Source organism: Streptomyces sp. NPDC057682, assembly GCF_042799575.1.
Taxonomy (GTDB): Bacteria; Actinomycetota; Actinomycetes; order Streptomycetales; family Streptomycetaceae; genus Streptomyces.
The window spans coordinates 240866-259861 of sequence record NZ_JBHVIN010000007.1; the positions used below are offsets into that span (position 1 = coordinate 240866).

The window sequence follows — 18996 nt, forward strand, 5'->3', positions numbered from 1 at the left end:
ATGTGTGCGCACATGTGGTCATCGCCGAGGACGACGAGAAACAGGCCGAGCTGCTCCGCCGTTATCTCGAACGGGAGGGGCACGCCGTCACCGTGACCGGTGACGGTCTCGCGGCGCTCGACGCGGTCCGTCAGCGCGAACCGGACCTGCTGGTCCTGGATGTGATGATGCCCCGGGCCGACGGGCTGGACGTGGTCCGGGTGCTGCGCGCCGAGCACCGGGAGCTGCCGGTGCTGATGCTCACGGCCCGTTCCACCGAGGACGATCTGCTGCTCGGCCTCGATCTGGGCGCCGACGACTACGTGACCAAGCCGTACAGCCCGCGCGAGCTGATGGCCCGGGTCCGTACGCTGCTGCGCCGCAGCCGGCGTACGGGCGGCGGCGGCTCCGCCGCGGCCGTCCCGGACCCCGGGGTGCTGGTCGTGGGGACGCTGCGGGTCGATCCGCCGCGGCACGTGGTGACGGTGGACGGTACCGAGGTGGAGTGCACACCGGGCGAGTTCCGGATCCTCGCCGCGCTGGCCGCCGAACCGGACCGGGTGTTCTCGCGGCAGCAGCTCCTGGCCGAACTCCACGGTTTCGACCGGTACATCAGCGACCGTACGGTCGATGTGCACGTCATGAACCTGCGCAAGAAGATCGAACCCGCGCCGCGCAGGCCGGTGCGGCTGCTCACCGTGTTCGGCGTCGGCTACAAGCTCACCGATCCCGCGAAGGCGGCGGCCCGTGCGTCGTCGTAGCGCGGGGGCCGGCCGTGACGGGGCGGCGGGACGGGCGCGGCTGCCGTGGCGCAGGAGTCTGCTGGTGCGGCTGCTGGCCGTCTCCGCGCTGGTGGCGGCCTGTTCGGTGGCGGCCACCGCCTGGCTCGCCGTCCAGACGACCTCCGGCGCCATCCTCCAGGAGCAGGGGCAGAACCTCGCCGCCGACGCCCGGATCTACCACAGTCTGCTGGGGTACGCGGCGGCCCATCCCACCTGGGACGGCGTCGGGGACACCGTGCGCGAGCTGGCCGAAGGCTCCGGCCGGCGGATCGCGCTGACGACGCAGCAGCGCGAGCCGCTCGCCGACTCGGCAGCGCCGGACGGGGCCCCGTCCCTGCCCGAGCAGGCCTCCGCCGTCGTGGACCCGCTCTCCGTGGACACCGCGCTGGCCGCCGCGAACGCCGGGACGTCGGGCACCCCGGCGGACCGGGTGGACCCGCGCGCGGTCGGCCCCTTCACCCTGCCGGCCGGTGAGCGCGCGGCCCTGCGGACGGTCGCGGAGCGGGGCGTGGCCTGTCTCGCCGATTCCGGGATCGCTTCGGACGTGGTGGCGACGGCCAGCGGGCGGCCGGTGATCCAGGTGGTGGGCAACGACCCCGACCGGCTCCTGGGCACCGGCTGCGCCACGGACGCGCTCGACACCCCGACCGCCACCGAGCGCAAGGCCCTCAAGGCGCTCAACCAGCTGGCCGACGCCTGTCTGAAGCGCCAGGGCCGGGACGGTGTACGGCTGCGGCTCGATCTGTCCTGGGGGCGGAGCGCCCAGCCGGTGCCCACGGCGGAGGTGCCGACCGTCGCGCCGAGCCCGGTGCCCGGCCTCCCGGAGGACGGCGGGCCCCCGGGCACGCCGTCGGCCGGCCCGGCGGACGGGCCCGCGCCCTCGGAACCGGGGACCCCGGCGGCCACGCCGAGCGAAGTGCCCCGTGACGCCCCCACGCCCGTCGCCGGCACCAGCGAGAACGACCGGGCCATCGCCTCGTGCGTGGGCTCCGCCCGCCGCGAGCAGCTCGCCTCCTACGTGGCCTCGCCCGCCCTGCTGTTCATCGCCGACGCCGGCCGCACCACCGTGCCCGGCTTCGACCTCTCCCCCGCGAACACCGCGCGGATCGCGGGCACCGCCGCGCTCGTCCTGGCGCTCACCGTGGGCGTCTCGGTCCTCGTGGGCGCCCGGCTCGTCCGGCCGTTGCGCGCCCTGACCGGGGCCGCGCAACGGATGCGGGACGGCGAGGACACCGCGCCGGTCCGGGTCACCTCGGACAACGAGATCGGCAGGCTCACGGCCGCGTTCAACGACATGTCCGCGCACCGGTCCCGGCTGGAGGCCCAGCGCAAGGCGATGGTGAGCGATGTCGCCCATGAACTGCGCACCCCGCTCAGCAACATCCGCGGCTGGCTGGAGGCGGCCCAGGACGGGGTGGCCGATCCCGACCCGGCGTTCATCGCCTCCCTGCACGAGGAGGCCGTCCAGCTCCAGCACATCATCGACGACCTCCAGGACCTCGCCCAGGCGGACGCGGGGGCTCTGCGGCTGCATCCGGAACCGGTACGGCTGGAGGAGCTGGCCGCCCAGGTCGCGGCCGCCCACCAGGCCCGCGCGGAGACCGCGGGGGTGATGCTGAGCGTGGCCCCCGCACCGCCCGGCCGGCCGCTCCCCGGGCTGACGGCCGACCCGGTCCGGCTGCGCCAGGCCATCGGCAATCTGGTGTCCAACGCCGTCCGCCACACCCCGCCGGGCGGCCGGGTCACCGTCCGCCTCCACGGGAGCGAGCACGGGGACGCGGTGGTCGTGGACGTCGAGGACACCGGCTCCGGCATCCCGCCCGCCGATCTCCCCCATGTCTTCGACCGCTTCTGGCGCGGCGAGAAGTCCCGCTCCCGCCGTACCGGTGGCAGCGGGCTGGGGCTGTCCATCGTCAGGAAACTGACGGAGGCTCACGGCGGCACGGCGACGGCGGTGAGCGTCCCGGGCGAGGGCTCGGTGTTCACGCTGCGGCTGCCGACGGCGGGCGCGGGCCTGCCCCCACCGCGTTCCCCCGGGTCCGGCCCGGACGACGGGAGCCCCGGGCCCGCCCCTCTTCCGCGGTGAGCGCCACGCCCCCGGACGGCCCTGATCCGATGACCACAGCGCCCTGACAGCTTCTTCATAAGTTCGCGCCAGCCTGGCGGCACGCCTCGCGGCGCGGTGCGCCCCTGCACCGCGCCGCCGTCGAGGCCGAACCGGAACGGAGCCCTGTCCATGCCCCTGCGTACGTCCCTGCGCACCGCCGTCCTGACCGCCGTCGCGGTCGGCGCGGTCTGCCTCCCGGCCACCGCGGCCTTCGCCGACTCCACGCCGACGCCGGCGGCGACCCCGTCGGCGGCGCCCGCCGAGCCCAGCCCGTCGGCCGACGCCCCCAGCGAGGAGCCGACCGCGGTGCCGAGCGCCGTCCCGTCCTCCCCGTCGGACGCCACCCCGACGGTCGCGCCCCGGGGCGGGGTCGCGGCCGGTGAGGAGCCGTCCGGTTCCTCGGACGGCGCCACGTCCACCGCGACCGTGGCGGGCGCCGGTGCGGCCGCGCTCCTGGTCGCGGGTGCCGGCACGGTGGTGCTGCGCCGCCGCGCCGCCCGCCGCGACGGCTGACCGCACCCGAACCGCCCCGCAGTGGCGCCGTCCGCATCCGGGCGGCGCCACTGCCGTAGGTCCAGGCGTCGCATTCCCGTCCGCCGGGGACGGGAACGCGACGACAGGACCCAGAGCCTTCCGCGACGAAGTCCCCCGGCCCGCACCCTTCCTGGAGCCCACCCCATGCACCGTCCCGCCCCGCGCCGCCGCACCCTCCTCCCCGCGTACGCGCTCCTGCTCTCGGCCCCGCTCACCGCCCTCACCGCCTGCTCGGACTCCTCGTCGACGCAGCCCCCGGCCGACGCAGCCCGCCCGTCCACCGCAGCCACCGCCCCGGCCTCCTCCGCGCCGCCGCGCGCCGGGACGCCCGCCCGGCCGCCGGTCCACGTCGCCATCCCCTCCCTCGGCGTGGACAGCGCCGTCATGCGGCTGGGCCTCAACGCGGACGGCACCGTCGAGGTCCCGCCCGCCGAGAAGGGCATGACGGTCGGCTGGTACACCGGCGGCCCCGTCCCCGGCGCCCCCGGCCCCGCCGTCCTCATCGGCCACAACGACACCCGCTTCGGCCGCGCCGTCTTCCACAACCTCAAGAAGATCGCCCAGGGCGCCGACATCACCGTCCGCGACGAGAAGGGCGCCACCACCCACTTCACCGTCACCGGCCGCGAGACGGTCAGGAAGTCCGCCTTCCCGACGGCCCGCGTCTACGGGCCCACCAAGGACCGGGTCCTGCGCCTGATCACCTGCGACGGGACCTTCGACGCCCAGGGACACCCGGTGGACAACCTGATCGTGTACGCGAAGCGGACGTGACCGCCCGCGCGGGCCGCGAGCACGGGGGCGGGGCGGGAACTGCGGGACGAGGGCACCATTCAGCCAATACATGACACGTGCATGACATTTCAAGGTGTCCGTGGGACCGTCCGTCCGTACCACGCCCCCGTCCGCGCCCTCGCCGCGCGCACGGACGGGGCGCCGTCCATCCCCCCACAGGACGCGGCACGGAGGACTGACACATGAAACTCACCCCGAGACTCTCGCTCGCCGCCGCCCTGGCGGCCGCCGCCCTCGCCGGTGCGTCCACCGTCGCGAGCGCGTCGGGCATCGCGGCCTCGCAACAGGTCGACGGCGTCATCTCGGCCGCCGGCAGCACCTGCACGTGGTCCGGCGCCACCGCCACCGGGAATCCCCCGGACGCCCTGACCATCGACCGCTCGACCGTGAACAGCGGGGTGAGCTGCACCGGCGGCGCGAGCGCCACCCTCAACAACGACCCCGCGGTCACCTTCGACGACACCGCGGGCACCGCGAGCTCCGACCTCATCGACATCACGGTGAAGCAGAGCATCATCTCCTGCTCCTACCGCGCCACGAACGTCGGCTGGACCCGCGACGGTTCCACGCGCACCTACGCCAACCAGGCGTTCACCGCGGCCAAGAGCTCCGGCAGCTTCCTCTGCCCCGGCTCCATCACCGCGGAGGCCGGTTCGGCCTCGCTCAGCTTCCACTGACGGCCGGACACCACAGGGGCACAGCAAAGAAGCCGGAGTATTCAGTGAATACTCCGGCTTCTCCGGCTGGTGTCCGAGGGGGGACTTGAACCCCCACGCCCGATAAAGGGCACTAGCACCTCAAGCTAGCGCGTCTGCCATTCCGCCACCCGGACCAGGTGGTCGGCCCCGGTTTCCCGCGGCGACAAAGAAAACAATACCAGGGGTTTGGGGTGCCTCTCACCTGCATATCCGGTGGTCATCGCCCTGAAAGGAAGGGCCCCGACGGGCGGGGTGGGCGGAGCGTGAGGGAGTGCGTACACACCGTGCGGGCGGGTGCTTCGGCGGGCGGGCCGGGCGGGTTACGTTCGCGGGCATGAGTGATCGCGGCCACCGGCCACCCCGGGCGCTGTCGCCCCTGCGCGAGCATCTGCGCGAGACCTTCTGGTTCGCCCCGGCCGCGACGCTGGTCTGCGCCGTCGTCCTCTGGCTGGTGGCCTCGGCGCTGGACGAGCAGATCATCGCGTATCTGAAGGACGAGGAGGCGTACGAGGAGATCAGGGATCTGGTCTCGATCGCCGAGGACACCAAGACGATCGTGGTCACGGTCAGCTCGGCGATGATGACCTTCATCGGTGTGGTCTTCAGCATCTCGCTGGTGGCCGTGCAGATGGCGAGCGGGCAGCTCACGCCCCGGGTGGTGCGGATCTTCGTACGGAGCCGGATCAGCAAGCTCACGCTGTCGGTGTTCCTGGCCACGTTCGTGTTCTCGCTGCTGGTGCTCAGCTCGTACGAGAGCACGGCCGATCCGCGCCGCGTGGTGTCGGTGCCGTTTCTGCAGAGTGTGCTGACCGCCGTGCTCGTGGCGCTCAGTCTGCTGCTCTTCATCGCGTACGTCAGTTCCACCCTGCGGCTGATGCAGGTCGGGCCCGTCGTCGACCGGATCACCCGGGACTCGTTCCGGGTGCTGGGGCGGATGCCCGTCGGCCGGCCGGAGCCGGAGGCCGTGCCCGCGGAGACCGGGGTGATCCGGCACAAGGGGCGGGCCGGGGTGCTGCGGGACGTGAACGTGGTGCGGCTGGTCCGGGCGGCGCGGCGGCAGGGGACCGTGCTGCGGCTCATCCCCCGGCTCGGGGACTTCGTCGTGCCGGGCACCCCGGTGTTCGCGGTGCACGGCGGGAGCGCGCCGGGGCGGCGGGCGCTGCGGTACACGGTGTCCGTGGGGGTGGAGCGCACCCTGCACCAGGATCCGGCGTTCGGGCTGCGGCAGCTGTCCGACATCGCGCTGCGCGCGCTGTCGACGTCGGTGAACGATCCGACGACGGCCGTGCAGTGCCTGGACCGCGTCGTGCAGTTCCTCGCGGCACTCGCGCCGCTGCCCCTGGGCACCGTCCACCACCGGGACCGGACCGGTGCGGTGCGGCTCGTCCAGCCCGTGCCGACCTGGGAGCAGTTCGTGGATCTGGGCTTCGAGGAGGTCCGGCGCTGCGCCCCGGACAGTCCGCAGGTCACCCGTCGGCTGCTGGCCGCCTTCGACGATCTGGTCCTGCTGACGGGGCCCGAGCGGCAGGAGCCGTTGCTGCGGCACCGCGCGCTGCTGGTCCGGGCGGTGGAGCGGACGGTGCCGGAGGCGTCCGAGCGGGCGTTCGCGCTGCTGCCGGACCGGCAGGGCATCGGATGAGCGGGCGGCGTCGGCCGGGTGCGCCGACGGGCCTCTCCGCGGGATGCGGGGAGGCCCGTCGTGCGCGGCGCACCGGGGCCGGTTCCGGGGCCGCCGGACGGGGCGCTACTTGCGCAGCGCCGCCAGGTTGTCGTAGCCGATCCGGGCGTGGGTCAGGGACTGGGCGGGGTCGGACGAGCTGGGCGCGTTGTCCTGCTCGACCATCGGGTTGTGGTAGTTCTTCGCGCCGACGCGGCGGAAGAAGGTCCGGTAGTCGATGACGCCGGTACCGAACGGGACCATGTCGTAGCCCTGGCCGTTGGTGGTGTTGACGACGCCGTCCTTGGCGTGGAAGAGCGGGTAGCGCTTGGTGTGGGAGCGGACCAGGGCGGCCGGGTCGAAGACGTTCTCCCCGGTGGAGCCGTCATGGGCGGTGTAGGTGTGGAACTTGTACTGGGCGACGTGCGCCCAGTAGATGTCCATCTCCAGCCAGACGTGCTTGGGGTCGGTCTGCCGGAGGAAGTACTCCAGCTTGCGGATGCCGGAGCTGCGGGTGGGGCGGCCCTGGGCGTCCGAGGGGCCGCCGTCGAGCAGGAAGCCGTAGGCGGCGTCGTGGTTGTGCGTGTAGAGCTTGATTCCGGCGGCGGTGGCGATGCGTCCGAGGACGTTCCACTTCTCGGCGGCCATGTCCCAGTCGGCCCGGTAGGCGCTGCCGGTGGGGTCGCCGCCGGTGCCCATGTGGTCCATGCCGAGGATGTTCGCGATCTCCAGGTGCCGTTTGAACTCGTCCAGGTCGGCCGTGGTGAGCGGCCAGGAGCCGGGGATGAAGCCGTGGTTGCCCTGGGCCCGCAGTCCGGACTCGTCGAGCCAGGAGCGCAGCAGCTTGGCTCCCTCGACGGTCTGGAGGTTGCCGCCGCCGGGGGCGTTGGCGTGCTGGCCGTAGCCGGCGAACTCGACCTGCTGGTAGCCGTAGCGGGAGAGTTCGGCGAAGACCTCGCGGAAACCGGAGGGCAGGTCGGTGCTGAGCGGGTCGCGGCCGGTGGCGTCGCGCACGGTGTAGAGGATGATGCCCCGCTTGTCCGCCGGGACCAGGGACAGGCCCTTCCCCCTGCCCCGGTCGGGGGCGGGCTGGGCGAAGGCCGGCGCGGCGCCGAAGACGGGCGCGGCGACGGCGCCCGCCGCGACGGCCGTGCAGGTGCTCAGGAAGCCCCGGCGGCTGATGCCGAGGCTGCGGCGCAGGGCTTCGTCCGAACCGGAATCGTTGTACGCGGTCACGATCTGTCTCCTTGTCGAGGGTGTGCGGGAACCACTGCGCGGGCCGGTCATGCGAGACCGGCGAGCGCGAGGAGCAGGGACTTCACTTCGGTGGCCCGGACCGGGCCGGTGAACGCGTGGGGGGTGGAGCAGAGGATGAGCGGACCTTCGTCGTCGCTCGTGGGCAGGCGGCCGTGGCTGCCTCGGATCGGGGACGGGTCGAGGGGCACGACCGCCATGCGGTAGCGCATCCCGAGCTTCTTGCGGGCGACGGCGGTGGCCGCCCTGACCCGGACGTACGGATCCTCGGGGTCCATGAACAGTTCCACGGGGTCGTAGCCGGGTTTGCGGTGGATCTCGACGAGCTGCGCGAAGTCGGGGGCGCGGGCGTCGTCGAGCCAGTAGTAGTACGTGAACCAGGCGTCCGGTGCGGCGACGGCGACCAGTTCGCCGGAGCGGGGGTGGTCCAGGCCGTGGGCCTTCTTCCCCTCGTCGTCCAGGAGCTGTTCGATGCCGGGCAGGTCCGCCAGGGCGTCGCGGGCCGCCTCCAGGTCCTCGGGGCGCCGTACGTAGACGTGGGCGAGCTGGTGGTCGGCGACGGCGAAGGCGCGGGAGGCCATCGGGTCCAGGTACTCCATGCCGTCCTGGGTGTGGACCTCCAGGAGTCCGGCGCGGCGCAGCGCCCGGTTGATGTCGACGGGGCGGTCGACGCGGGTGATGCCGTACTCGGAGAGCGCCACGACGGTGCGGCCCTCGTGGCGGGCGTCGTCCAGGAGCGGGGCGAGGGCCCGGTCCAGTTCGGCGGCGGCGGCGAAGGCGCGCGGGTCGTCGGGGCCGTAGCGCTGGAGGTCGTAGTCGAGATGGGGGACGTAGCACAGGGCCAGGTCGGGGTGGCGGGTGTCGAGGATGTGCCGGGTCGCGTCGATGATCCACTGCGAGGAGACGAGGTCGGCACCGGGTCCCCAGAAGTGGAAGAGGGGGAACGTGCCGAGTTTTCCGGTGAGTTCGTCGTGGAGGGCGGGCGGGCGGGTGTAGCAGTCGGGTTCCTTGCGGCCGTCGGCGTAGTAGACGGGGCGCGGGGTGACGGTGATGTCGGTGTCGGCGCCCATGGCGTACCACCAGCAGATGTTGGCGACGGTGTAGCCGGGGTGGGCGCGGCGGGCGGCGTCCCAGAGCTTGTCGCCGGCGACGAGTCCGTTGTGCTGGCGCCACAGCAGGACGTCGCCGAGTTCGCGGAAGTACCAGCCGTTGGCGACGATGCCGTGTTCGGCGGGGGTGGTGCCGGTGAGGAACGTCGACTGGGCGGCGCAGGTCACGGCGGGGAGCACGGTGCCGAGGGGGGCGTGGGTGCCGGAGCGTCCCAGGGCCTTGAGGTGGGGCATGTGGTCGAGGAGGCGCGGGGTGAGTCCGACGACGTCCAGGACGAGGAGTGGGGTGGGCGTGCCGGCCGCCTCTGCGGTGGTCATGGCAGCTCCTTCAGGCCGAGGTCGGTCAGGAGGTCGCGGGCGAGGGTGAGTTCGGCGGCGATGCCGTCGGCGAGCTGGACGCGGGTGCGCGGGCGCAGTTCGGCCGGGAGCGCCTGCCACGTGTACGTCTCGACCTCCAGGTGCCGGGTGCGCGGGTGGGTGCCGCCGGCCAGCCGGGCGAGGGCGGCGCGCAGGACGGGCAGTGTGGAGGTGAGCGGGGGTGCGGGCGGGGCGTGCAGCGGGACGTGGAAGTGGGCGCGCCAGGGTGCGCCGTCGGGCAGGGCGCCGCCCTCGACGGCCTCGCCGAGGTCGTCGGTGCCGCGCAGTCCGGCGGCGGTCGCGGTGCGGGTCTGGTGGAGGAAGCGGGGTTCGGCGAAGGCGGCCAGCGCCGTGCGGACCTCGGGGAGGTGGGGGTGTTCGGCGTGCAGGGCGGCGGAGAGCTGGGTCTTGACGACGGGGACGCCCGCCGCGTCCAGGGCGTCGAACGCGGTGTCCGGGTCCTCGAAGGAGGTGGCGAGGTGGCACGTGTCGACGCAGACGCCGATGCGGGGGTGGCCGACCTCGGTGAGGGGGGCGAGGGCGTCGGCGGTGGTCTCGACGGTGCAGCCGGGTTCGGGTTCGAGGCCGATGCGAATGGACTTGCCCGTGAGTTCGGCCAGGGCGTCGAGCCGTTCGCCGAGGACGGTGAGGGCGGCGAGGGCGGTGCGGGCGGCGTCGGGGTCGTCGGCGTACGGGGTGCGCCAGGCGAGCGGCAGGGTGGAGATGGTGCCCTCGGTGACGTCGTCGGGGAGCAGGGCGGCGAGGAGGCGGGCGAGGTCGGTGGTGTGGGCGAGGCGTTCCGGATCGGTCCAGTCCGGCTTGTACACCCGGTACTTGACCTCGTCGGCGCCGAAGCCCTCGTAGGGGAAGCCGTTGAGGGTGACGACCTCCAGGCCGCGGGCGTCGAGTTCGGCGCGCAGGGCGCGGAGCCGGGCGGGGTCGTCGGTGAGGGCGCGGGCGGCGTCGCGGGCGAGCCAGAGGCCGATGCCGAGGCGGTCGCGGCCGAGCCGTTTGCGTACGGGTTCGCAGTGGTCGCGCAGTTGGGCGCGGACGCCGTCGAGGGTTTCGGCGGGGTGGACGTTCGTGCAGTAGGCGAGGTGGAGGACGGTGCCGTCGGGGTGCCGGAAGCGCATCGCCTCACTCCCCGCCGCGCAGCACGGAGTTGCCCTCGTGGAGGGGTCCGGGGGCGGGGACGTCGAGCTGGAGGCGGCCGCTCTGGCCGTAGAAGGCGACGGGGTTGCGCCACAGGACGAGGTCGACGTCGTCCTCGGTGAAGCCGGCGGCGAGCATCGCGTCGGCGACCCTGCGGGTCTTGAGGGGGTCGCTTCTGCCCCAGTCGGCGGCCGAGTTGACGAGGATCCGCTCGGTGCCGTGGAGCTTGAGGACGGCGACCATGCGGTCCTCGTCCATCTTGGTGTCGGGGTAGATCGAGAACCCGGCCCAGCAGCCGCTGTCGAGGGCGTCCTTGACGGTCGTCTCGTTGAGGTGGTCGAGCAGGACGTGCCCGGGAGCGAGGTCGGATTCGCGGACCACGTCGAGGGTGCGGTGCAGTCCGGCGAGCTTGTCGCGGTGCGGGGTGTGGACGAGGGCGGGCAGTCCGTGGTCGGCGGCCAGCTGGAGCTGGGCGGCGAGCGCGGTGTCCTCGGCCGGGGTCATGGAGTCGTAGCCGATCTCGCCGACGGCGACGACGGAGTCCTTGACGAGGTAGCGCGGCAGGGCGTCGAGGACGGGGGTGCAGCGCGGGTCGTTCGCCTCCTTGGGGTTGAGGGCGAGGGTGCAGTGGTGGGCGATGCCGTACTGGGCGGCGCGGAACGGCTCCCAGCCGAGCAGGGCGTCGAAGTAGTCCAGGAAGCTGGCGGGCGAGGTGCGGGGCTGGCCGAGCCAGAAGGAGGGTTCGACGAGGGCGCGCACCCCGGCGTCGTACATCGCCCGGTAGTCGTCCGTGGTGCGGGAGGTCATGTGGATGTGCGGGTCGAAGATGCGCATCAGGACTCCTGCGTGGGGGACGTCGGGGCGGGTGGGGCCGTGGGGGCCGCGAGGGCGAGCGCGTGGTGCAGGTCGGCGGGGACGGTGCGGCCGGCCGCGGTGCGTTCGGCGGCGAAGTCGTGGAGCATCCGGGCGAGTTCGGCGTCACCGCGGGCGCGCCGGGGCAGCTCGTCGACGGCGTCGAGGGGGACGCCGGTGAACAGGCACTTCAGGACGGCGTGGCGCCAGGCGTGCGGGGCGAGGTGGGCGGCGGCGTACGGTCCGACGGCGGCGGCGACGAGGCTGGTGTCGTTGGTGCGCAGGGCGTCCTCGACGAGCGGGAGGGCGCTGTCCCCGAGGCGGAGTGCGGGCAGGGTGCGCAGCACGGCGCGGCGTTCGGCGGCGGTGCCCTGGTCGTAGAGGCGGGTCAGGGTGGGCAGGGCGGCGCGTGCCTCGGTGAGCAGCAGGGCGCGTACGGAGTCGCCGTGCTCCGGTCCGCAGTGGCGGCCGGCGGCGGCGTACCGCAGTTCCCAGGGGGGTACGGCGTAGCCGCCGGTGGGTGCGGGGTCCGGGTGGGCGACGGCGTGGGCGGCCTCGGCGAGCGCTTCGTCGAGCCAGGCGCGGGCGGCCCCGCCGAGCAGGTCGTCGAGTTCCTTGCGGGTCAGGAGCGGGGGCAGGACGGGGGGCCGGGTCATGACGGGCTCCCTTCGGCGGTCGCGCGCGGTGGGCGGTGCTTGTTCAGGAAGTCGAGGCTGGTTCGGGCGAGTTCGGGGCCGGCGTGGGAGTGGCGGGGCAGCTCGACGACGGTGAGCCCCAGGTATCCGGCGGCGCCGAGGGCGTCGAGCGCGTCGAGCACCGGCGGGAAGTCGATCTCGCCGTCACCGAAGGGCAGGTGCTCGTGGACGCCGCGCCGCATGTCCTCGATCTGGACGTGGCGCAGCCAGGGGGCGGCGGCGCGGACGCAGTCGGCGGGCGACTCGGTCTCCAGGCACTGGCAGTGGCCGATGTCCAGGGTGAGGCCGAGCGGGTCGGGGTGGCCGCACCGGGCGCGCAGGCGGTGGAAGTCGTCGAGCCGGGCGACGAGGTGGCCGGGTTCGGGTTCGACGGCCAGCGGGACTCCGGCACGGGCGGCGGCCTCCAGGACCGGGGCGAGCGCGCCGGTCAGCCGCTGCCAGCCGGTGTCCGGGTCGGTGCCCGGGGGCAGTACGCCGCTGAAGCAGTGCACGGCGTGGGCGCCGAGGTCGGCGGCGACGTCCACGGCCCGGACGAGCAGGGCGGTCCTGGCGGCGCGGGCCTCGGGGTCGGGGTCGAGCAGGGAGGGGCCGTGCTTGCGGCGCGGGTCGAGGACGTAGCGGGCCCCGGTCTCCACGGTGACGCCGAGCCCCAGCTCGCCGAGCCGGGCGGCGGTCCTGCGGGTGCGGGCGGCGAGGTCCGGAGCCATCGGGTCGAGGTGCATGTGGTCGAGAGTGAGCCCGACACCGTCGTAGCCGAGGTCGGCGAGGAGCGCGAGGGCGTCGTCCAGGCGGAGGTCGGTGAGCCCGTTGGTGCCGTAGCCGAGGCGCAGGGTCATGTGGGGCTCACCTTCCGGGAGAGGGCGCGGGCGAGCGGGACGAGGCCCATGACGGCGAGCCCGGTGCCGGTGGCCCCGGCGCGGGCGGCCAGCGCGGCCTGGAGCGGGATCATCGCCCGGATCCCGCCGCCGACCGCGCGCTGGGTGAGCGGTGGCGAGGGGTTGAGCGCGGCGTGCGCGAGGGGGCGGGCGGCGGTCCGGAGGTAGGCCCCGGCGAGCGCGGTGCGCAGCAGCCGGACGGGGGCCGGGGCGGCCGGGCCGCCGTTTCGGGCGGTGCGCTCGGCCGCCACGGCTCCGGCGAGCGCGGTGACGGCCGCGAGGGCGGCGAGCGGCGTCGCGGTGGATCCGCCCTGTGCCTCGTGGCGGGAGACGGCGGTGACGGCGTAGGTGTGGGCGGTGAGGAGCGCGGCGGCGGTGAGGGCGGGGGCCGGTGCGCGGGTGGTCCCGGCCGTGGTGGGCCGTCCCGTGCGGGGCGCGTGGGCCTTCGCGGCGGCGGTCCGGGTGCGCGCCTCCGGCGGGGCGGCGGGGCCGCCCGGGGGCACTGCCCGCCCCGCTCCCCCGCCGTGCCGGCGTGCCGCCGCCGCGGTCGCCGTCGCACCGAGGAGCAGGTCCAGGCCCCGGGCGGCGGCCATCGCGGCGGGGCCGGCCGGGGTGTGCTTGAGGCGGAGGTCGTAGGCCCAGACCGTGGCGGCCAGGCCGGTGGCGACGGTGAGGGCGGGACGTCCGGCGCGGGCGGCGAGGGCGAGTCCGGCGGCGGTCAGGGCACCGGCGGCGGTGAGCGCGGCGCTCGGGGTGATCCGGCCCGAGGGGATCGGCCGGTGCGGCCGGTCGACGGCGTCCTCGTCGCGGTCGGCCCAGTCGTTGAGCGCCATGCCGGCCTCGTACAGGCAGAGCGAGGCCCCCGCGGCCAGGGCCGTGGCGCGGCCGGGGCGCAGTCCGGCCGCGGCGGCTCCGGCGAGGGCGTCGCCGGGCACGGTGAACAGGGCGGAGATCCTGAGCAGTTCCGCCCAGGCGCCTGCCGTCATCGCGCGTCCCGCAGCCGCTCGGCGAAGGCGAGGAGCGCCGTGTACTGCTCGGCGAGGGCGGCGGGCCCGCCGTCCGGGTCCTTGAAGTAGAAGCCCAGCTCCGGGCGGGGCCCGGTCAGTCCCGCTTCGTGGGCGCGGGCGACGAGCCTCACCAGGTCGAGGACGAGGGGCGCGGCGAGGGCGGAGTCGCAGCCCTGCCAGGTCGTCTGGAGGACCATCCGGGCGCCGAGGAAGCCGTCGAACGCGATGTGGTCCCAGGCGGTCTTCCAGTCGCCGAGGGCCGGTACGTCGTCGATGTGGACCTCGCCCTCGGGCGCGGCGCCGAGGGTGTCGGCGAGGACGCGTTCCTTACCGGCGTTCTTGGCGGCGGCCGCGGCCGGGTCCGCGAGGGCGGCGCCGTCGCCGCCGCCCAGCAGATTGGTTCCCGACCAGGCCCGGACGGGCAGGGCGCGCTGGACGAACATCGGGGCGAGGACCGAGCGCAGCAGGGTCTGGCCCGTCTTGCCGTCCCGTCCGGCGTACGGGAGTCCGCCGGTGGCGGCGGCGTCCCGGAGGGCGGGGGCGTGCAGTCCGGTGGAGGGGGTGAAGTTGACGTAGGCGCAGCCGGCCCGGAGTGCGGCGGCGGCGTACAGGGAGCTGGCGGGGAGCCGGGGGGCGCCGGGGGCGGGCGCGGGTTCGGTGGAGGCGACGTTGACGACGACGGTCCGGGCGAGTGCGCCCCGGCGGGTGAAGTCGGTGAGGTCGGCCGCGAAGGCGGTGATCAGTTCCTCGTCGGTGCGGGTGTCGCCGGGGAGCGGGCCGCCGGGGCGGATCTCCGCGTCGGCGGCGACGAGTTCGGCGTGTACGGCCGAGGGCAGTCCGTGCGGCAGGACGCCGCCGTCGGCCAGTGCCTCGGCGCGTTTGGGGAGCGGGCAGTCCAGGGTGTCGTGTCCGCCGAAGACGAGCGTGGACAGGGGCGGCAGTCCGCTGTCGGCGAAGGGGGCGGTCTCGGTGACCATGCCGGCCGCCGGGTGGAGGCCCGCCGCGAGCGCCGCGCATCCCGCGGTGGCGGTGGTGGCGACGGAGCCGCGTGCTCCGATGAACCAGACTCCGGTACGAACGGCGTGTGCTGACACGGGCTGCCTCCCTGGCTGGTGGTCCTGGCTGGGCAGAGCGGTGGCGCTGTACGGGAGGGGGCGGGGTGCGGGCACTGCACGAGGGGGCGGGGGCCGTGGCCGGCGGCGGGCGGGACGGGTGGTTCCGCCCGCCGCCGGAACACGCCCTACGCCTGGGGCAGTTCCTTCAGCTGGATGTTGCGGAAGGACACGTGGTCGTTCGCCCCGTGGTTCTGGAGGCCGATGTAGCCGTCCTTGAGGCTGCGGACCGGGTCGGTGTTGGTGAAGTCGTTGATCTTCACCCCGTTGAGGAAGACCTGGAGCCGTTCGCCCCGGACCTTGATCTCGTAGCTGTTCCACTGGCCCGGCGGGCGGAGCACCTGGTCGCGGGCCTTGATGTTCGCGGCCTTGAAGGTGTAGATCGAGCCGGTGGTGCGGTCGACGGCGTCGGTGGCGTCGATCTGCACCTCGTAGCCGTTGTTCACGGCGGACCAGGGGTCGTCGGACTCCGGGAAGCCGACGAAGACACCGGAGTTGGAGTCGCCGTCCAGCTTCCAGTCGAGCTTCAGGGAGTAGGCGCCCAGCTCCTTGGCCTGGTAGGTCAGCAGGCCCATGCCGCCCTCGGAGCGCAGCTCACCGTCCACGACGTCGAACTTCCCGGGGCCGGCCTGCTTCCAGCCTTCGAGGGTCTCGCCGTTGAAGATCGAGCGGTAGCCGGTGTCGGGCCTGCAATCGGCCTTGACCTGGCCGGCCGCGTAGCGCAGACCGCCGAGGAGCAGGCCCCGGAAGTCGGCGTCGGCGTAGGACTCCTTGGTGTGGCCGAGGCCGGTGTAGAAGGAGCGGCCGCCCTGGTAGGTCTGGCACCAGGTGATCGGGTGGTCGCCCTTCATGGTGCCGCCGGTGTAGGTGGTCTCGTCGAGGGTGGCGAGGACCTTCACCTTGTCGCGCGGGTTGGTGCGGTAGTTGTACAGCTCGTCGGTGCGCTGCCAGGTGTCGCCGAGGTGGGCGGTGGCCGGGTGCTTGTGGTCCTCGACGCGGACCGTGACGGGCTGGATGGCGGGGTGGCCGGAGAAGTACGCGCCGACGAGTCCGCCGTAGAAGGACCAGTCGTACTCGGTGTCGGCCGCGGCGTGGACGCCCATGTAGCCGCCACCGCCGGCGATGTAGTTCTCGAAGGCCTTCTGCTGGTCGGCGTTCAGGACGTCGCCGGTGGTCGACATGAAGACGACGGCGTCGTAGCGGGCCAGGTTCGCCGTGGTGAACTGGCCGGCCTCCTCGGTGGCATCGACCGTGATGTTGCTGTCCTTGCCGAGTTCCTTCAGTGCGGCGATGCCCTCGGGGATCGCGTCGTGGCGGAAGCCGGCGGTCTTGGAGAAGACCAGGACGCGCTTGGCGGTCTTGTCGGGCGGTGTGTTCGAGAGCTCGAAGGAGTCGATGTCGAAGAGCGCTCCGTCACCGCCCTTGAAGACCAGGAAGAGTTCGGTGGCCTTCTTCGGGACGCCTCGCAGGGGTACGTCGATGTCCTGGAACGTCTCCCAGCTCCCCGTCACCGGGACGGGTGCGGAGCCGAGGATCTTCCCGGTCGCGGAGCCGGCGCGCACTTCGAGGAAGCCGCCCGCGCCGCCGGAGGAGATCCGGGCGGTGAGCTTGGTGGAGTCACCGAGGATGTACGGCTTGAAGGAGATCCAGTCGTCGTTGTCGATGTCGCCGACCGTCTTGCCGCCCTCGGCGTTCGCCTTGTCGTACGTCTTGATGCCGTACGAGTCGCCGAAGTGCTCGGCCTGCCGGTGGCGGGGCTGGAGCTGTGCCTGGTCCTGGCCGCTCAGCGCGGCCTGGCCGCCGCCGCCGTTGTCGGTGTAGGAGGCGTTGATGACGCCGAAGATGTTGGCGTTGGGGTCGTGGCCGCCGTCCATCGTGGTGGTGAGGGTGCCGGTGCAGCCGTGCGCCGAGGTGATCGGGTGGCCGTGGCTGTCGTGGCCGAGCACGAAGCTGACCTCGACCTTGGAGCAGTCGATGGTGCCGTCCTCGGGATCGGTGACGGTGACCTTGAACGGGATCTCGTCGCCGAAGGTGAACAGCTGTCCGTCACCGGGGAGTTCCAGCTTCACGACCGGGGCCGTGTTGCCGACGGTGACATGGACGCTGGCCGAGCCGGTCCGTCCGGTGGGGTCCTTCGCCGTGACGGTCGCGGTGTAGGTGCCGTTCTTCTTGTACGTGTACGCGGGGTTCGCGGCCGTCGAGGTGCCGCCGTCGCCGAAGTCCCAGGCGTAGGTGAGCGCGTCGCCGTCGGCGTCCGAGGTGCCGGCCGAGGAGAACTGCACCTTCAGGGGCGCGGTGCCCGAGGTCTTGTTCGCGGAGGCCTCGGCGATCGGGGAGCGTCCCCCGGTGGCGTTCTCGATGCGGTACAGGGCGGAGTTCTCGTCGCCGCCGAACCAGGAGAGGCCGTAGTCCAGGACGTACAGCGCCCCGTCCGGGCCGAAGGCCATGTCCATGATCTGGGTGCCCGACCACGGGACGTCGTTGATCGACTGGACCTTGCCGTCGGCGTCCTGCTCGATGCGCTTGATCCACCGGCGGCCGAACTCACCGGCGAAGAAGTCGCCGTCGTAGGCCTCGGGGAACTTCACGGGCGAGTCGAGGTTCGGGTCGTAGTGGTAGACCGGGCCGCCCATGGGCGATTCGGAGCCGGTGCCGAACTCGGGGACGGAGCCGCCGTCGTACGGGATCCACGCCTCCTGGGCGGGCGGCAGGTCGACGAGGCCGGTGTTGTGCGGCGAGGTGTTCTTCGGGGCCGCGCAGTCGAAGGCGGCGCCGGAGGTCTTCGTCGCGAAGTCGTAGTCGATGTAGGCGTCGTTGGCGCCGGTGCAGAAGGGCCAGCCGAAGTTCCCGGCCTTCGTCACCCGGGCGAACTCGACCTGGCCGGCCGGGCCGCGCTTGGGGTCGGCCGCTCCGGCGTCGGGGCCGTAGTCCCCGACGTAGACGATGCCTGTGGGCTTGTCGACGGAGAAGCGGAAGGGGTTGCGGAAGCCCATCGCGTAGATCTCGGGACGGGTCCTGTCCGTGCCGGGTGCGAAGAGGTTGCCCTCGGGGACGGTGTACGAGCCGTCCTCGGCGACCTTGATGCGGAGGATCTTGCCGCGCAGGTCGTTGGTGTTGCCGGCCGAGCGGCGGGCGTCGAACGCCGGGTTGCGGTCGGGGCGCTCGTCGATCGGGGTGTAGCCGTCGGAGGCGAAGGGGTTGGAGTCGTCGCCGGTCGACAGGTACAGGTTGCCGTCGGCGTCGAAGTCGATGTCACCGCCGACGTGGCAGCAGATGCCGCGGGAGGTCTTGACGTCCAGGACCTTCTTCTCGCTGCCGAGGTCCAGGGTCCCGTCCTCGTCGAGGACGAACCGGGACAGCCGGTTGACGCCGTCGAACTTCGCGAAGTCGGCGGCGGTGCCGGTCTCGGGGGCGTCGCCCGCGGGCGTGTCGAGCGGGGGCGCGTAGTAGAGGTAGATCGCCCGGTTCTCGCTGAAGTGGGGGTCGACCCCGATGCCCTGGAGGCCCTCCTCGTCGTGGGAGTAGACGGGGAGGACGCCGGAGACGCGGGTGTTGCCCGCGCTGTCGGTGATGCGCAGCTCGCCGCTGCGGGAGGTGTGCAGGACGCTGCGGTCGGGCAGCACGGCCAGCGACATCGGCTCGCCGGTCTCGGCCGCGCCCTTGGCGAGCGTGACCTGCTGGAAGTCCTCGGCGGCCGGTGCCGGGGCGGGCTCCTCGTGGGCCGCCGCCGGGGAGACCGTGGCGCTCAGGCTGAGGGTGGCGGCGGCGAGCAGGCCGCCGGTGAACAACGCGAGGGACTTGCGGACGCGGAGCCCGGTGCGGCTGCCGGCTCGGGCGCCGGTCGCGGTTCTGGATCTGTGCACGAGTGTGTCCTCCGGAAGGTGCCGGTTGTACGGGCGGGTGCTGCCGTGCCGTTCCGCGCGGGGACTGCCGCGCAGGTCACCGGGGTCCGTGGGGCTCCGGTGACAGGAGAGTTACGTCATGTACACGTCTTGGACGGTAGACCTGTTCGTCCGGGACGGAAAGCCCTT

15 protein-coding genes and 1 tRNA gene are annotated in these 18996 nt (G+C 73.5%); 6 read left to right on the forward strand and 10 right to left on the reverse strand.

Annotated elements, in window-relative coordinates:
- Nucleotides 1–2 precede the first annotated feature (2 nt).
- The 5 genes from ACFVDM_RS15300 (at nucleotide 3) to ACFVDM_RS15320 (ending at nucleotide 4874) form a co-directional block, all read left to right on the forward strand.
- Complete coding sequence (locus tag ACFVDM_RS15300) at nucleotides 3–740, forward strand: response regulator transcription factor (protein WP_383638639.1); 738 nt, start codon at nucleotides 3–5, stop codon at nucleotides 738–740.
- The gene (locus ACFVDM_RS15305; protein ID WP_383638642.1) at nucleotides 727–2847 is read left to right on the forward strand and encodes an ATP-binding protein; all 2121 of its coding nucleotides are present in this window, start codon (nucleotides 727–729) and stop codon (nucleotides 2845–2847) included. The genes ACFVDM_RS15300 and ACFVDM_RS15305 overlap by 14 nt, the downstream gene beginning before the upstream one ends.
- A 150-nt stretch (nucleotides 2848–2997) precedes the next feature.
- Nucleotides 2998–3381, forward strand: coding sequence for a sortase-dependent protein (locus tag ACFVDM_RS15310; protein ID WP_383638645.1), 384 nt, complete (start codon nucleotides 2998–3000; stop codon nucleotides 3379–3381).
- A gap of 165 nt (nucleotides 3382–3546) precedes the next feature.
- Nucleotides 3547–4176, forward strand: a complete 630-nt coding sequence (locus ACFVDM_RS15315; RefSeq protein WP_383638648.1) for a class F sortase — start codon at nucleotides 3547–3549, stop codon at nucleotides 4174–4176.
- A 203-nt stretch (nucleotides 4177–4379) separates the two neighbouring features.
- The gene (locus ACFVDM_RS15320; protein ID WP_383638651.1) at nucleotides 4380–4874 is read left to right on the forward strand and encodes a hypothetical protein; all 495 of its coding nucleotides are present in this window, start codon (nucleotides 4380–4382) and stop codon (nucleotides 4872–4874) included.
- 67 nt (nucleotides 4875–4941) lie between these two features.
- On the opposite strand, the gene ACFVDM_RS15325 is transcribed toward ACFVDM_RS15320, so the two are convergent.
- Nucleotides 4942–5029 (reverse strand) — tRNA-Leu (locus ACFVDM_RS15325).
- A 200-nt stretch (nucleotides 5030–5229) separates the two neighbouring features.
- Here ACFVDM_RS15325 and ACFVDM_RS15330 point away from each other — a divergent pair.
- Nucleotides 5230–6534: a DUF2254 domain-containing protein gene (locus ACFVDM_RS15330; RefSeq protein ID WP_383638654.1), complete on the forward strand. Its 1305-nt coding sequence runs from the start codon at nucleotides 5230–5232 to the stop codon at nucleotides 6532–6534.
- Nucleotides 6535–6639: 105 nt separating this feature from the next.
- Here the strand turns inward: ACFVDM_RS15330 and ACFVDM_RS15335 are convergent, their stop codons facing one another.
- The 9 genes from ACFVDM_RS15335 to ACFVDM_RS15375 form a co-directional block, all read right to left on the reverse strand.
- Nucleotides 6640–7788 carry a sugar phosphate isomerase/epimerase family protein gene (locus ACFVDM_RS15335; protein ID WP_383638657.1) on the reverse strand — a complete coding sequence of 383 codons (1149 nt, stop codon included), beginning with the start codon at nucleotides 7786–7788 and terminating at the stop codon, nucleotides 6640–6642.
- A 47-nt stretch (nucleotides 7789–7835) separates the two neighbouring features.
- Nucleotides 7836–9233, reverse strand: coding sequence for an alkaline phosphatase family protein (locus ACFVDM_RS15340; RefSeq protein ID WP_383638660.1), 1398 nt, complete (start codon nucleotides 9231–9233; stop codon nucleotides 7836–7838).
- Nucleotides 9230–10405, reverse strand: coding sequence for a metabolite traffic protein EboE (gene eboE, locus ACFVDM_RS15345; protein ID WP_383638663.1), 1176 nt, complete (start codon nucleotides 10403–10405; stop codon nucleotides 9230–9232). Before eboE ends, ACFVDM_RS15340 begins: the two co-directional genes overlap by 4 nt.
- A gap of 4 nt (nucleotides 10406–10409) precedes the next feature.
- On the reverse strand, nucleotides 10410–11258 hold the full coding sequence (locus ACFVDM_RS15350; RefSeq protein ID WP_383638666.1) for a TatD family hydrolase: 849 nt from the start codon (nucleotides 11256–11258) through the stop codon (nucleotides 10410–10412).
- A complete protein-coding gene (locus tag ACFVDM_RS15355; RefSeq protein WP_383638669.1) occupies nucleotides 11258–11932 on the reverse strand; it encodes an EboA domain-containing protein in 675 nt (224 codons plus the stop codon). The genes ACFVDM_RS15350 and ACFVDM_RS15355 overlap by 1 nt, the downstream gene beginning before the upstream one ends.
- Nucleotides 11929–12807, reverse strand: coding sequence for a sugar phosphate isomerase/epimerase family protein (locus ACFVDM_RS15360; protein ID WP_383638672.1), 879 nt, complete (start codon nucleotides 12805–12807; stop codon nucleotides 11929–11931). The genes ACFVDM_RS15355 and ACFVDM_RS15360 overlap by 4 nt, the downstream gene beginning before the upstream one ends.
- Entirely contained in the window at nucleotides 12804–13832 is a 1029-nt protein-coding gene (locus ACFVDM_RS15365; protein WP_383638675.1) for an SCO3242 family prenyltransferase, read from the reverse strand. The genes ACFVDM_RS15360 and ACFVDM_RS15365 overlap by 4 nt, the downstream gene beginning before the upstream one ends.
- A complete protein-coding gene (locus ACFVDM_RS15370; RefSeq protein ID WP_383638678.1) occupies nucleotides 13829–14947 on the reverse strand; it encodes an inositol-3-phosphate synthase in 1119 nt (372 codons plus the stop codon). Before ACFVDM_RS15370 ends, ACFVDM_RS15365 begins: the two co-directional genes overlap by 4 nt.
- Nucleotides 14948–15093: 146 nt before the next feature.
- Nucleotides 15094–18828 carry a ThuA domain-containing protein gene (locus ACFVDM_RS15375; protein WP_383638681.1) on the reverse strand — a complete coding sequence of 1245 codons (3735 nt, stop codon included), beginning with the start codon at nucleotides 18826–18828 and terminating at the stop codon, nucleotides 15094–15096.
- Between the last annotated feature and the right edge of the window lie 168 nt (nucleotides 18829–18996).

What these genes read in the sequence shown, in the direction of transcription:
- ACFVDM_RS15310 (WP_383638645.1), top strand. Translation starts at nt 2,998, where the DNA reads ATGCCCCTGCGTACGTCCCTGCGCACCGCCGTCCTGACCGCCGTCGCG.
- ACFVDM_RS15315 (WP_383638648.1), top strand. Translation starts at nt 3,547, where the DNA reads ATGCACCGTCCCGCCCCGCGCCGCCGCACCCTCCTCCCCGCGTACGCG.
- ACFVDM_RS15320 (WP_383638651.1), top strand. Translation starts at nt 4,380, where the DNA reads ATGAAACTCACCCCGAGACTCTCGCTCGCCGCCGCCCTGGCGGCCGCC.
- ACFVDM_RS15330 (WP_383638654.1), top strand. Translation starts at nt 5,230, where the DNA reads ATGAGTGATCGCGGCCACCGGCCACCCCGGGCGCTGTCGCCCCTGCGC.
- ACFVDM_RS15340 (WP_383638660.1), bottom strand. Translation starts at nt 9,233, where the DNA reads ATGACCACCGCAGAGGCGGCCGGCACGCCCACCCCACTCCTCGTCCTG.
- eboE (WP_383638663.1), bottom strand. Translation starts at nt 10,405, where the DNA reads ATGCGCTTCCGGCACCCCGACGGCACCGTCCTCCACCTCGCCTACTGC.
- ACFVDM_RS15350 (WP_383638666.1), bottom strand. Translation starts at nt 11,258, where the DNA reads ATGCGCATCTTCGACCCGCACATCCACATGACCTCCCGCACCACGGAC.
- ACFVDM_RS15355 (WP_383638669.1), bottom strand. Translation starts at nt 11,932, where the DNA reads ATGACCCGGCCCCCCGTCCTGCCCCCGCTCCTGACCCGCAAGGAACTC.
- ACFVDM_RS15360 (WP_383638672.1), bottom strand. Translation starts at nt 12,807, where the DNA reads ATGACCCTGCGCCTCGGCTACGGCACCAACGGGCTCACCGACCTCCGC.
- ACFVDM_RS15365 (WP_383638675.1), bottom strand. Translation starts at nt 13,832, where the DNA reads ATGACGGCAGGCGCCTGGGCGGAACTGCTCAGGATCTCCGCCCTGTTC.